We start from the raw sequence: 260 nt of genomic DNA, 5'->3' as shown, positions 1-260 counted from the left end.
AGCGCTGAAGGCTGCCGCGCGGGAGCGCATCCTGGTGCTCGACGGCGCGATGGGCACGCAGATCCAGGGGCTCGGCTTTAGCGAGGACCATTTCCGCGGCGACCGCTTCGGCGGCTGCGCCTGCCACCAGCAGGGCAACAACGACCTTTTGATCCTGTCCCAGCCGAAAGCCATCGAGGACATCCACTACGCCTATGCCAAGGCGGGCGCCGATATCGTCGAGACCAACACCTTCTCCTCCACCTCGATCGCGCAGGCCG

The 260-nt window shown here is 66.2% G+C and carries 1 protein-coding gene; it reads left to right on the top strand.

The genetic code is table 11. From position 1 onward, the window contains the following. Window positions 1-260 (top strand): homocysteine S-methyltransferase family protein (locus tag NLU14_RS22300; RefSeq protein WP_275710724.1); only part of this gene is annotated, 260 nt, incomplete at both ends.

The sequence above is a fragment of the Marinobacter iranensis genome, assembly GCF_029207565.1.
Lineage (GTDB): Bacteria > Pseudomonadota > Gammaproteobacteria > Pseudomonadales > Oleiphilaceae > Marinobacter > Marinobacter iranensis.
Note: the sequence above shows the minus strand (reverse complement) of the source record. Positions and strands in the feature narration are given on the sequence as shown.